Raw genomic sequence first — 12,610 nt, forward strand, 5'->3', positions numbered from 1 at the left:
CTACGAGATCGTCCGCCGCGACACCACCCGCCGCGAACACCACGTGACCACTGAGAACGGCATCGGCCGAATCGCGAGCGACCTCATCATCTGGCTCGCCGCCCGCGACTTCCAAAACACGGCCTAGGCCCGTACGCCTCGGACCGGACCGCCGCCCCGAACCGCCTCGCCGAGCAAAGGACCCACCGCTCTTGCATGAACTCGCAATACCCCCTGCCCTCAACGCCTCTCAGCGCACCGCGACGGCGGTGACCGCACATGGCTGACCGCCTCCTGACCGTCGCCGAGGCCGGCGAAATGCTCGGCACGGGCGAGCGCTTCGTCCGCCGTCTGATCGCCGAACGCCGTATCCGCTACGTCAAACTCGGCCGCCTGGTCCGCATCCCCGAGAGCGCGGTCGCCGAGTACGTAGAGTCGAGCACCGTCGAGCCGGTCCGCCGTGTCCGTGTCCGCTACGGGAAGGCTGCCTGATGGCGGGGCGCAAGCCGCAGCGGCGGCGCGAGTTCGGCACGGTGCGCAGGCTCGCCTCCGGCCGGTGGCAGGCCCGCTACCTCGGACCGGACGGAGAGCGGCACACCGCGCCGGAAACGTTCGAGACCAGGTCCGAGGCCCAGGACTGGCTCAACCTCGTCCGTGCCGACATCGAGCGCAACCACTGGCACGATCCTGACACCGGTACGGTGAACTTCGAGAAGTACGCGCTCCGTTGGATGGAGGAGCGCGGCCTGGCCCCGACCACGCTCGACCGTTACGACGGTCTGCTGCGCCTGCACATCCTGCCGGCCTTCGGTGGCAAGGATCTGGACGAGATCACCCCGTCCTCCGTCCGCACATGGCGAGCCGAGCGGCTGAAGGCGACCGGCGCCACCACGGTCGCCAAGTCGTACCGCCTGCTGAAGGCCATCCTGCAGACGGCGGTCGACGACGACCTCCTGCGCAGCAACCCGTGCCGTATCAAGGGCGCCGGCAAGGAGGAGGCCGACGAGCGCCCCACCGCCACCATCGAGCAGGTCTTCGACCTCGCCGACGCCATGGGTCCGCGCTGGCGCCTGATGGTCCTGCTCGGTGCCTTCGCCTCCCTCCGCCCGGAGGAACTGGCCGAACTGCGCCGTCACAGTGTCGATATCGACGAATGCTCGCTGCGCGTCACGCAGGCTTCCCCAGAGCTGACCAATGGCAGGCGCGTCACGGGCGACCCCAAGACCCGGGCGGGCAAGCGCACCGTCTATCTGCCCGACTTCATGCTCCCGGAGTTGCGCCGCCACCTCCAGTGGTTCGCGGAGAAGGAGCCTGGCGGCCTCCTCTTCGTCGGCGAGAAGGGCGCCCCCTTCCGCCGCTCGACCTTCGGCCGCAAATGGCGCAAGGCGCGTACCAAGGTCGGCATGCCGAAGAACTTCCGTTTCTACGACCTCCGCCACACCGGCAACACCCTCGCTGCCGACACCGGCGCCAAGCTGAAGGACCTCATGGTCCGCGCCGGCCAGTCCTCGGAGCGGGCCCAGCTGATCTACCAGCACTCGACGGCGAAGCATCAGCGCAGGCTCGCCCAGGGCATTGACGCCGAGGTGCGTGCCCAGCTGCGCGAAGCAGAGGCAGTCGAGAGCGTCCGTCAGGTGTAGTGCTCCGCTTTCATCACTGGAACCGGCCGCTCGGCTCGGCCGGTTCCGAGTGTTGACCGAGCGGCTGATTTCAGGGCAATGGGTCCGCTGGCGCCCCGCGCTAAGACGTGAGAGTCCCTGACCAGCCTTATTTCTTGATTTCCAACCTCATATGAGGGAGGATTTCCGGAAGTCGAGGTGGCTCGTCGAGAGGCTGGACATGACTGTCGTGCATGCGGAGGATCTGCGGGCCCGTAACCGACTTGCCGAGCTTGGACTGTCGGTCGAAGGGATCGAAGACGTGCTGCGGCGTGCCGAGGCCGAGCGTAACTTCTGCACGCCGTTGGACCCCGTCTCGTTGCCTGGCAACATCTTCTGGGGCCGGACAATCCGCTTCTTGCGCGAGACGTACATCCCGGACGGATGGACCAGCGCCAGCCCCAGCAACGTACCGCTGCTCGTCGCGCCGTCCGGTGACTTCGCGATCACGGCTTCCAGCGGCAGCCCGGAGACCGGGTACGCAGCGCTCACTCCTTCCACCCGCTACCCGAAGGGCAACGCGGTGATGAAGCGGGTGGAGACCAACCGGCAGCTGTTGCTGTTCGGCGAGCCTGAGGTGCCGCGTGAGCAGCAAGATGCCGGCGACGGTATCCCTACCTGGTTCCTGCTCTACCACCACGCGAAGACTGACCAGGGAACCCGGCTCCACGCGGAGTTGTCCTTCCCGAACGATCCCGGAAACCGTGGCAAGATCAGTAGCTGGCACGAGCGGATCATTCTCCCCTGGATCGACTTCGAGGGCTTCACTCCCTTCGTCGACGACGCCGACGACCAGGGCGGCATCGACATCCCCATCGAACGTCGGGCCTGACCGGCCCGCCCTAACCTCCCCATTGGCTCCTCCCATGACCACCGCATCTCGGCTCGTCCTGGCGCGAAAGCGCCGAGGACTCACCGTCACTCGCCTCGCCCAGCTCGTCAGCCTGACCCCGCGCAGGTTGTCCGACTACGAGAACGGGCGGGCTGCCCCCAGCCAGCCGTCGCTGGATGCGATTGCGGCGGCGCTGGAGTTCCCTCCTTCCTTCTTCAGCGCCGAAGAGGTCGCCGACCTGACGGTCGACTCGGTGAGCTTCCGAGCCCTGAGCAAGATGACCGCATCCCAGCGGGACATCGCCCTCAGTTCTGGGCGGCTGGCGCGTGTGCTGCAGGACTGGATTGGCGCACACTTCCGCCTGCCGACTCCCGACATTCCGTCGCTGACTTCATTCAGTCGGCTCGGCCCGGACGAGGACCAGATCCCGCATCCAGGGGAGGCGGCAGGTACAGACTGGCCCGCGGAGGAAGCCGCCGCACTGGTGCGAGCCCGTTGGGGACTGGGAAACGCCCCCATGCCGAATGTTGTGCACCAGCTTGAGGCACATGGCGTTCGTGTCTTCTCGCTCTCACGGGCCTGCCCGGAGGTCGACGCGTTCTCCTTCTGGGACCGAGGGATCCCCTTCGTGCTGTTGAGCACGGAAAAGACTGCGGAACGCGGGCGCTTCGACGCTGCCCATGAACTCGGGCACTTGGTCCTGCACGGCGAAGAACAGATGCCACACGGGCCCCAGGCCGAAGCCGAGGCCCACAGATTTGCGGCCGCGTTCCTTATGCCGCGTGCCGACGTTCTCGCCTACGCACCACGGGGGGCGAGCACCAACTGGATCCTGCAGGCCAAGCGACGCTGGAAAGTCGCCGCCATGGCCCTTGCCCACCGGTTGCACGAGCTAGGTCTGACCACCGAGTGGCAGTACCGAACCCACTGCGTGGAACTCGGCCGGCTCGGCTACCGCAAGTCGGAGCCCCGGAGTGGGGTTGCCCGCGAGACCTCGCAAGTTTTGGGCAAGGTGTTCACCGCCCTACGCAGCGAAGGCACACGTCCTGTGGACGTGGCCCGACAGCTACATCTACACGCTGCCGATCTCAATGATCTGATCTTCGGCTTGGTGGTCACTGCGCAGGAAGGTGAGGGGCAGCGGGGTACCGAGTCCGAGGTCAGGCCGAGACTCTCTGTAGTCCGCTGACAATTAGCAGCATTGCTGGACGATCTCAACTACGTGGCGCCATAAGGGAAATGGGGTCAGACTTGGGCGGTGCAGACCCCTGAGGCCACAAACGGCGCCGCAATACGCATCAGCCCCGTCAGCCCCCAGAACACCGAGCTTCTGGCTTCCATAGTCGCGCTGGGCGACCGGTTCAGGAGCAAGCTCGGCTTCCTGCCTCCAGCGGTCTACGAACAGGCCGCTGGAGGAGACACTCTGTTGGCTGCCGTAGCAGGCTCAGACCTCGTCGGCTATGCCCTGTACGGGCTCCCAGGACAGCGCATCCGCCTGACTCACCTCTGCGTCGACCCCGGTATGCAGCGCGGCGGAGTGGCCCGACTTCTTGTCGACGAGATCACTCGCCGTCACCAAGACCGTCTCGGCATCATCCTGAGGTGCCGTAAGGACTACGGCTACGAGCAGATGTGGACGCGGCTAGGCTTCGAGCCCCGCGATGAGGTCGACGGCCGCGGCAAGAACCCCAAGCCACTCGTGGTGTGGTGGCGTGACCACGGCCACGCGGATCTGTTCACCGACTTGGAGTCGACGGCCCTCCTGACCGTCGCTATGGACTGCAATGTGTTCGCCGACCTTCACGCGTCGAATAACCGGACTGGTTCGCAGGAGACCCAGGCTCTTGGGGCGGAGTGGCTGACCGGGCTAGTCGATTTGGTCGTCATGCCTGAGCTTGTGGCCGAGATCAACCAGATTCCGCAGCAGACCGAGCGGCGCAGTCAGTTGCGCGTTTCCAGCACATACAAACGACCTAGACCCGACAGACAGCTGGCAGACCAGCTCGTACCCAAATTGATCGCTGCTGCCAAGGAGAAGCTGGGCATCACGCTGCCCGCCAAGCCGAATGATCTCTCGGACCTGAGGTATGTGGCGGAGGCTGGCGCGGCCGGCGTTCCGTACGTTGTCACCCGCGACGACGATTTCCTGCGACTTTCCGAGGTCGCCCAGGCGGTCTGCAACGTCCGCGTCCTGCGGCCCTCAGACGTCGTTTTGCACCTCGACGAGTTGAGGCGTGCGCAGCTGTATCAGCCCGGCCGCCTCCTCGGCACCTCCTACACGACGAGGGCTGTTGCGGCAGGCAGGGAGCAGGAGCAGCTGATTTTTCTGAACAAGCCTGGCGGCGAGCGCCTGAATACCTTCAGAGCGCGACTACGTGAGCTTGCGGCCCAGCCGGGTAGGTGGGATCGCCAGCAGATTGTGGACGACCAGGGACAACTCTTCGCCACGTACTGTCATGGGCAAGGAGAGGAGCAGCTCCAAGTCCCGCTGCTACGCGTCGTCGACGGACATGCGCTGAGCGAGACCATCGCCCGGCAAATCCTTTTCCTGCTGCGTCAACACTGTCGGGCCGTCGGCGCCCAGGTGTTGCGACTGACTGACCCACATCTGCCGTCCACGGTACGTGCCGCGGCACAGGAGGACGGGTTTCAGCCCCTCGGAGACGACCTGATCGCCTTCGTTCTGGACATGGTCACGGACACGGAGAGCGTCGATGAGCATGCGGCTGCCCTTGCTGGCCAACTCGGTCTTGAGCTGCCCCGCCTGCAAGCCCCTCTGCCTGCGGCTGCGGCATCCGCTGTCGAGCGGGCCTGGTGGCCACTGAAGATCACTGACGCGGAGCTGCCGACCTTCCTCGTGCCGATCAAGCCGAAATATGCGTACGACCTCTTCGGCGTTCCTGAGGGACTGCTGGCCCGCAACGACGAGCTAGGACTGAGTCGCGAGCACGTCTACTACCGCGCTGCTCGCTCCAGCGGTGAGAAGGTCCCGTCCCGCATCCTGTGGTACGCCAGCGCCGACCCGACACTCACTCTGTCGTCGGTCATCGCTTGCTCACGGTTCGATGCCACCGTCGTTGATGACATCCCCGAACTCCACCAGCGCTTCAAACACTTGGGCGTGTGGAACCTCGCGGACGTCCTCAAGCATTGCGAAGGCCACGACCAAGCTCGGGCGATTCGCTTCTCCGACACGGAGGTCTTTTCGAACTTCGTTCCGTATAAGCGACTTAAACAGCTAGCCCGCCGCCAGAGTCACACCCTCAACGTACAGTCGGTCTTCAAGATCTCGTCCACCCTGTTCCAAGCCATCTACGAGGAAGGTCGATCCGCACGGTGACCGACTCAGAACGTGCCCTCCTGCTATCCCTGCACCCACGCTTCGCGACCTCCATCCTCGATGGGCGCAAGTCGGTGGAGCTCCGTCGTCAGAGAGTGGCAGTCCCGCCTGGCACGCCGGTCGTCCTCTACGCCACTTCGCCGGTCATGGCGCTGGTCGGTACTGCTCGTGTCGCTCGCGTGGATACCGCCTCGCCTGCCGAGGTGTGGAAGCAGCACCGTGCTGAAACAGGGATCAGTCGCGCTGAGTACGACACCTACATGGACGGCGCAGCCCAGGCATCAGCCCTTTTGCTGGAGTCTCCTGAACGGCTTCAGGAACCGGTGCCGCTGGCCCATCTGCGGGCCGGCGGCACTTTCCACCCACCGCAGAGCTACCGCTACATCGCCGAGGACGTTCTCAGGGACCTGGTCGCTGGGCATGCCATGGCCAACGCACTACTTGATCAACTCTCCGGAACAGCGCCGAGCGCTTCTGCTGCTCCCACGCCACCTGTCGTGGGTGGCGCCGTGCGAGGTTCTCTGCGGTCGACCTCGGGCGGCCCGAATGGACACTCGGTACTCCGCTCCTCTGCACTCCTGGTCGGGCCGGCGTCGTAGAGCGCGGGCTGTCGGGCCCGCGAACTGGGCTTTTGCGTATGCGACTTCACCCGGGGGGTGCCACCCTGTGGCTCAGGTCACATTAAATGCGTCTCGCTATTTGAGATGTTCAGGGTTTGAGGTGCCCAGAGTGGCACCCGGGCGCCCCTGGCGTGGTCGCCCAACTGCGACTTAGGGCACGCGGAGGGCACGACACTCTCGGATTGGACTAGACAACAAGCAAACCCCAGGTCGCTGACCTGGGGTTTCATTCTGGAGCGGGTGACGAGAATCGAACTCGCACTCTCAGCTTGGGAAGCTGATGTTCTACCACTAAACTACACCCGCGTAAGACGCTGCTCTGAATGTCGGCGTCGGAACGCTCAGTCACTCTACCCCATGCCAGGCCCCCGGCGCCGAGCCGTGGGGCCCGCCCCCGTTTCCGGGGGATTCCGGGTGGGTTCCGAGTGTGGGGCGGGTGGGTTTTCGCGGGTCGACCCGGCTGCGGGCGGCCCGAGTTGGGGCGTACGGTGGGGGCGCGGAAGAGGGGTCGGGCGGGATCGGAGTGCCGCCTGGAGAGCCGCCCTTTTCGTCCCGTAATGTGGCGTTCCTCGTTGGTCTCGACAGTGACCGGCGACGGCTCTTGGGGAAGGGACTCTGAGGACTTGATCGAGCGCACCGTCGTCCGTTGTGCCGAAGGGCACGTGTTCAGCACCGCTTCGTTCCCGATGCAGCAGGCCGAGCGGCTCGGCCCCGGTCGGCTGGTCCGGTGTCCCCGCTGCGCGCGGTTGCGCAGTGTGGTGCCGGTGGCGTTGGAGCAGCACCAGCAGCAGCGGAGCGGCAGCAGTCAGTAACTGAAGTACGGGCAGTAGGCGAAGCCGACGCGGAAGCAGTCGCGGGCACGCGGAACCGGCCGATGGTGTCGGGTTCGCGTGCCTTGCGTATCCTCGGGGCGTGCTTCTCTCAGACAAGGACATCCGGGCCGAGATCGATTCCGGGCGAGTACGGATCGATCCCTACGACGAATCCATGGTGCAGCCGTCGAGCGTGGACGTGCGTCTCGACCGCTTCTTCCGGGTGTTCGAGAACCACCGGTATCCGCACATCGATCCGTCGATCGAGCAGGCGGATCTCACCCGGCTCGTCGAGCCCGAGGGGGACGAGCCGTTCATCCTGCATCCCGGGGAGTTTGTGCTCGCCTCCACCTATGAGGTCGTCTCGTTGCCCGACGACCTCGCCTCCCGGCTCGAAGGCAAGAGTTCGCTCGGGCGGCTCGGGCTCGTCACGCACTCCACCGCCGGGTTCATCGACCCGGGGTTCAGCGGGCACGTGACGCTGGAGCTCTCCAACCTTGCCACCCTCCCCATCAAGCTCTGGCCCGGTATGAAGATCGGTCAGCTGTGTCTCTTCCGGCTCAGCTCGCCCGCCGAGTTCCCCTACGGCAGTGACCGGTACGGCTCCCGGTATCAGGGGCAGCGTGGGCCCACCGCCTCCCGGTCCTTCCTCAACTTCCACCGCACGCAGGTCTGAGCGCCATGAGTGACATAGACGTACGGGAGAACCTGACCTACGAGGCGTTCGGCGTCGCCGTTCGTCAGCTCGCGCAGGCCGTCGCCGACGACGGGTACGAGCCCGACGTCGTCCTCAGCATCGCGCGCGGGGGTGTCTTCGTCGCCGGGGGGCTTGCTTATGCCCTTGACTGCAAGAACATTCATCTTGTCAACGTCGAGTTCTATACCGGCGTAGGGACCACCCTCCCCATGCCCGTCATGCTCGCGCCCGTCCCGAACGCCATCGACTTCTCCGAGAAGAAGGTCCTCATCACCGACGACGTCGCCGACACCGGCAAGACGCTCAAGCTGGTGCGGGACTTCTGTCTGGGTGCCGTCGCCGAGGTGCGTTCCGCCGTCATCTACGAGAAGACCCAGTCCCTCGTGAAGTGCGAATACGTGTGGAAGCGCACCGACGACTGGATCAACTTCCCCTGGTCCGTCGAGCCCCCGGTCGTCCGTCGCGCGGGCCAGGTTCTCGACGCCTGACAGCGGACGCAGGTCGGGGGTACGAGGGCTCACGCACGCCCTCGTACCCCCGACCCCACTACTGCTCCTCCTAGAACGTCCCCAGCTTCACGATCGACAGCAGCGCGATCAGCTGGATCGCCGAAGCCCCCAGCGCCTTCGGCCACGGCAGGTCGTGGGAGCGGCGGATCATCAGGGTCAGCAGGACGCCCGCCGCCACCCAGGTCGCCCAGCCCAGGATCTGTACGAAGGGGGCGTCGCCGCCCGCGAACATCGCGACCAGGAGGCGGGGGGCGTCCGTGATGGACATGATCAGCATGGACAGGCCCACCGTCGGCTGCCAGGCGCCGTCGCCGCCCAGTTGGCGGGCCAGGGTGTGGGTGACCACGCCCAGGACGAAGGCGCTCAGGACCATCGCCACGCCCGTCGTCAGCACGATCGGGATCGCGTTATTGAGGGTGGCGTTTATCGTGTCCTCGCGGGTGTCGTCGAACCCGAAGACGGCGATCAGGCCGTACAGGAACGTCACGACGAGGGCGGGCACCCACACCTGGTAGTCGCGCATCTGGAGGAACGTGCGGTCGGGCGATGTGACGATGCCCTTCAGCAGTTCCTTCCAGCGCAGGCGCCGACCGGACGGCGGGGCCGCGGCGGAACCGGCGCGGTAGGTGTCGCCCTGGTTGTACGGGTCGTCGCCGGTCGTGAACGCCTGTGTGTGACCGGGGTTGTTGGCCGCGTACGGGTCCACGGGGCCGGTCGGACGACCCTGGGGGCCGTGTCCGTATCCGTGCCCGTGCTGACCGCCGTGTCCGCCGTGTCCGTCGTCGCCGAAGTACTCCGGCTCGCCGTGTCCCCCGGGTCCGTTGTAACCGCCGCTCGCGGTCGCCTGCGGCGGCCACTGCCGTCCCGCGCCGCCCGGGCCGCCGTACGACGGCTGTCCGCCACCGTACGGCTGCTGCTGAGGCGCGGACGGGTAGCCGTAGGACGGGGCGGAGCCCTGTGGGGGCTGCCCGTCGTACCGCTGCGGGTCTTGTTGCGGTCGCGCTTGCGGGGGGCGGTTGTCCCGGCCGCCGCGTCCGATCCTGAATCCAGCCACGTCATCGAACGTACCTGGTCCTGGCGAGCGGCGTGGGGGGCCCGGGGTTCCGGGCCCCCCTTTGCTGCCGACCTGTGACATCCCCTAGGGGGACCGGAACGGCCTCCCCTACGGGAGCATGCCGTCGATCAGGGTCTCCGGCACCGACGTCACGCCGGTCGTCCTGAGTCCCGTCGCCGAGCCCAGCAGCCGCACCGAACCGTTGCCGCCGGACACGTACAGGTCGGCCTTGCCGTCGCCGTTCCCGTCGCGCAGGCGGAGCTTCGCGCCGAACATGTCGCCGTCGGTGACATTGCCCGGGATGCCCGTCGAGCTGCGGGCCAGCCACTGCGAGCCCGCCGTGGAGAGGCCCCCGGCGCGGCCGTACAGGACGTGGAAGCCGCCCGCGTACGGCTGGCCCGCGATCCGTTCGCCGTACGAGCCGATCGCGAGGTCGCGGTAGCCGTCGCCGTTGATGTCGCCGGCCGCGATGCTCGCGCCGAAGCGGTCGTCCGTCTCCGCGGTGTCCGCGATGCCCGCCGTGTTCTGGGTGAAGCGGGCGGACTTGGCGGGGCCGGCCGCCGCGCCGTACCAGACGCTGACCTCGCCCCGGTAGGACGAGAAGAGGGGCGTGCCGATGGCGATGTCGCCCTTGCCGTCCTTGTCGAAGTCGGCGATGACGCCGTCGCCGCCGCGCTGGCTCTCGCCGCCCGCGCTGTTCTTGCCCTCCAGGCGGAGCGTGCGGCCGGGGACCATCTTGCTGCCGCCCTTGAGGAACCAGGCGTCCGAGCCGATGGAGTTCTCGCCCACGACATCGCCGATGGCGACCAGGTCGGTCTTGTTGTCGCCGGTCACATTGCCCGCGACCAGCGAGGTGACCTCGAAGTAGATGTTGTCCCGGTCGTAGGAGGTGATCGAACCGGCCACGCCCGTACGGGAGATGGTGCCCAGGTAGACCCACGCCTTGCCGCTCGCGACGAGCGCCAGGTCCTTCTTGCCGTCCCCGTTGAAGTCGCCGACCGCGAGGTCCGCGCCCATCCGGCCGTACGAGGTGTGTGTGCGCGAGGGGAGGTCCGTACCGCCGGAGAGGCCGGTGCGGCTGCCCCACAGGATGGTGACCGTGCCCGCGTTGAGGCGGCCGGCCAGGTCCTCGCCGGTGGCGGCGACGGCCAGGTCGCCGTAGCCGTCCGCGTTGAAGTCGGCGGCGGCTCTGACCTCGCCGAAGTTGTCGTCGGCCTCGTCGGAGCCGGGGACGCCGGCGGTGTTCTGGCTGACGTACTGGACCCTCGTGCCCGGCCCGTTCGCCGTGCCGAAGGTGATCTTGACCGCGCCGCCCGGGGCCTCGTACTCGGCGCCGTAGGAGTACTCGGCGTAGTCGCGGTAGCCGTCGCCGTTGAAGTCGTCGGCGTACTTGGCGGCGGCGGCCGTGGCGGGGGTGCTCAGGGCGAGCGGCGCCAGGCCGGTGGCGAGCAGGGCGGTGGCGACGGCCGCGGTCGTGGTGATGCGTCTGCGCATGGGTGAACTCCCCGTTTGGATTGATTTGCCTGGTTCATTTACGCGGTGGTCAGTCCGCGAGTACGGGGGAGACCCGCGGTGATGACCGAAGGTTGTACGGCGGTCACGGAGCTGTTACATGGCCTCAGAGCTGTTACACGACCGAGGAGTTGTCACAGGAACTCCGAGGTGGAGAACGTCACCGACGGCTTCGCCGCCACCAGGCCGCCGTCCTTCGTCCCGGGGTACACGGCCACCTCGTCCCAGGTCTCGCCCCGGTACGTCCGCACCGCCAGGTCCGCCCGTCCGTCGCCGTCGAAGTCGCCGACCGTCAGGACGCGGGTCGTGCCGTGGGTGGGCGGGGCGACGGTGATCATGCCCTTCGCCGTGATGCCCGCCGCCGCGCTCGGTGCGCGGAACACCCTCAACCGCGAGCCGCTGGACACGAGTTCGTCGCGGCCGTCGCCGTCGAAGTCGCCGGTGTCGAGCATCGAGCCGGGGGAGGCGAGGGTGCCGGAGGTCGCGTCGGGGAGGTCGTAGCGCAGTGACGTTTCGCCCATCGCGCCGACCGCCGCGTCCAGGTCCCGTCCCTTGCCGAACCGGCCGAGGGCGACGTCGATGCCCTCGGGCAGCGCCGTCCCGGTGCGGGTCGGGCCGTCCGGGCCGCCGAGGACCACCGCCGACTCGGCGGTGCCGTCCACCGTACGGACGACCAGGTCGTCGTATCCGTCGTGGTTGACGTCGGCCGCCGGGCCCGTCGGGACGTTGCCGGGGGCGGCGATCGGGGCACCGGCCCTGCTCGGGGTGCCCTTGCGGGTGAACGGGCCCCGCAGATAGCTGAGTTGCACGTCGGAGGCGTGCACGACCAGGTCCTGGGCGCCGTCGCCGTCGAAGTCGCCGCACACCGGCTGGTCGGGCCAGTCGTTCCCGGCGCGGGACCCCGCCGGGATCACGAGGGCGACCGCGCGGCCGGTGAGGCCCTGCGGGGAGCCGAAGAGGAGTTGGAGGGGTACCGGGGGCTGCCCCTGGCCGTCGTAGGGCGGGTCGGTCGACACGACCAGGTCGGTGAAGCCGTCGCCGTCGAGGTCGCAGGTCGCCTCCGCGTCGAAGACCGCCGGCAACTGGCCCTTCGTACGCGCCGCTTGGCGGGCCGGGGACAGCAACTGGCGGGCGCCTGGGACGAGTCCGGTCGGGGAGCCGTAGACGATGCCGATACCGGCGTCGTCGGTGTGGAGCTGGTCCTTGACCAGGTCGCCCAGGACCAGGTCGCGGTGGCCGTCGCCGTTGAAGTCGTCGGGGACCTTGCTGCCGTCGCCCTGCGGTATCGGGCGCTGGGCGGGGGCCTGGGCGACCTGGACGGGGGTCGGGTCGGCGGCTCCGCCGTCACTGGAGAGGGGGCCGCAGGCGGTGAGGGCCAGCAGGACGGCGCCGATGGCCGCCGACCCGGCGGTGACCGTCGTACCCGGACCGGCTCTTCGCACCCGCACCCGCACCCGCATCCGCACCCTGCACCTCGTCCGGATCATTGACCCCATCGGCAACGACTGATCAATGATGCACGTGTTCGAGATGCGAAGACACCCCCGTGCCGGTGCGGAACGCGACACAGGGGTGTTCGAGGAGTGCGGTGGCCGGT

Annotated in this window: 12 protein-coding genes and 1 tRNA gene; 9 read left to right on the forward strand and 4 right to left on the reverse strand. The window is 67.6% G+C overall.

All coding sequences use genetic code 11. The annotated features are described in order from the left end of the window. Nucleotides 1–258: 258 nt before the first annotated feature. The 6 genes from CW359_RS28215 to CW359_RS28240 all read left to right on the forward strand — a co-directional run bounded on the left by CW359_RS28215 (nt 259) and on the right by CW359_RS28240 (nt 6,408). Nucleotides 259–471: a helix-turn-helix domain-containing protein gene (locus CW359_RS28215; protein WP_105972984.1), complete on the forward strand. Its 213-nt coding sequence runs from the start codon at nt 259–261 to the stop codon at nt 469–471. Next, the gene (locus CW359_RS28220) at nt 471–1,619 is read left to right on the forward strand and encodes a tyrosine-type recombinase/integrase (protein WP_105972985.1); all 1,149 of its coding nucleotides are present in this window, start codon (nt 471–473) and stop codon (nt 1,617–1,619) included. Before CW359_RS28215 ends, CW359_RS28220 begins: the two co-directional genes overlap by 1 nt. Nucleotides 1,620–1,818: 199 nt before the next feature. After that, nucleotides 1,819–2,469 carry a hypothetical protein gene (locus tag CW359_RS28225; RefSeq protein ID WP_105972986.1) on the forward strand — a complete coding sequence of 217 codons (651 nt, stop codon included), beginning with the start codon at nt 1,819–1,821 and terminating at the stop codon, nt 2,467–2,469. 34 nt (nt 2,470–2,503) lie between these two features. Then, on the forward strand, nt 2,504–3,658 hold the full coding sequence (locus tag CW359_RS28230) for a helix-turn-helix domain-containing protein (protein ID WP_105972987.1): 1,155 nt from the start codon (nt 2,504–2,506) through the stop codon (nt 3,656–3,658). Between the two features lie 69 nt (nt 3,659–3,727). Then, nucleotides 3,728–5,809 (forward strand): GNAT family N-acetyltransferase, encoded by a 2,082-nt coding sequence (locus CW359_RS28235; protein WP_232838640.1) that lies wholly within the window; start codon nt 3,728–3,730, stop codon nt 5,807–5,809. A gap of 74 nt (nt 5,810–5,883) precedes the next feature. Then, entirely contained in the window at nt 5,884–6,408 is a 525-nt protein-coding gene (locus CW359_RS28240) for an ASCH domain-containing protein (RefSeq protein WP_232838648.1), read from the forward strand. 253 nt (nt 6,409–6,661) lie between these two features. On the opposite strand, the gene CW359_RS28245 is transcribed toward CW359_RS28240, so the two are convergent. After that, a tRNA-Gly gene (locus CW359_RS28245) sits at nt 6,662–6,735 on the reverse strand. Nucleotides 6,736–7,052: 317 nt separating this feature from the next. On the opposite strand from CW359_RS28245, the gene CW359_RS28250 reads away from it, so the two are divergent. From CW359_RS28250 to CW359_RS28260, 3 genes are all read left to right on the forward strand, one after another. Next, complete coding sequence (locus tag CW359_RS28250; RefSeq protein ID WP_232838641.1) at nt 7,053–7,241, forward strand: hypothetical protein; 189 nt, start codon at nt 7,053–7,055, stop codon at nt 7,239–7,241. Between the two features lie 100 nt (nt 7,242–7,341). Next, the gene (gene dcd / locus CW359_RS28255; RefSeq protein ID WP_105972989.1) at nt 7,342–7,917 is read left to right on the forward strand and encodes a dCTP deaminase; all 576 of its coding nucleotides are present in this window, start codon (nt 7,342–7,344) and stop codon (nt 7,915–7,917) included. A gap of 5 nt (nt 7,918–7,922) precedes the next feature. Further along, nucleotides 7,923–8,426, forward strand: coding sequence for a phosphoribosyltransferase (locus tag CW359_RS28260; protein ID WP_105972990.1), 504 nt, complete (start codon nt 7,923–7,925; stop codon nt 8,424–8,426). Between the two features lie 70 nt (nt 8,427–8,496). Here the strand turns inward: CW359_RS28260 and CW359_RS28265 are convergent, their stop codons facing one another. The 3 genes from CW359_RS28265 to CW359_RS28275 form a co-directional block, all read right to left on the reverse strand. Further along, nucleotides 8,497–9,582, reverse strand: coding sequence for a Yip1 family protein (locus CW359_RS28265; RefSeq protein WP_105972991.1), 1,086 nt, complete (start codon nt 9,580–9,582; stop codon nt 8,497–8,499). Nucleotides 9,583–9,609: 27 nt separating this feature from the next. After that, entirely contained in the window at nt 9,610–10,995 is a 1,386-nt protein-coding gene (locus CW359_RS28270) for an FG-GAP and VCBS repeat-containing protein (RefSeq protein WP_105972992.1), read from the reverse strand. A gap of 152 nt (nt 10,996–11,147) precedes the next feature. After that, nucleotides 11,148–12,500 (reverse strand): FG-GAP repeat domain-containing protein, encoded by a 1,353-nt coding sequence (locus tag CW359_RS28275; protein WP_408647528.1) that lies wholly within the window; start codon nt 12,498–12,500, stop codon nt 11,148–11,150. Nucleotides 12,501–12,610 lie beyond the last annotated feature (110 nt).

The organism is Streptomyces geranii (assembly GCF_002954775.1).
Lineage (GTDB): Bacteria > Actinomycetota > Actinomycetes > Streptomycetales > Streptomycetaceae > Streptomyces > Streptomyces geranii.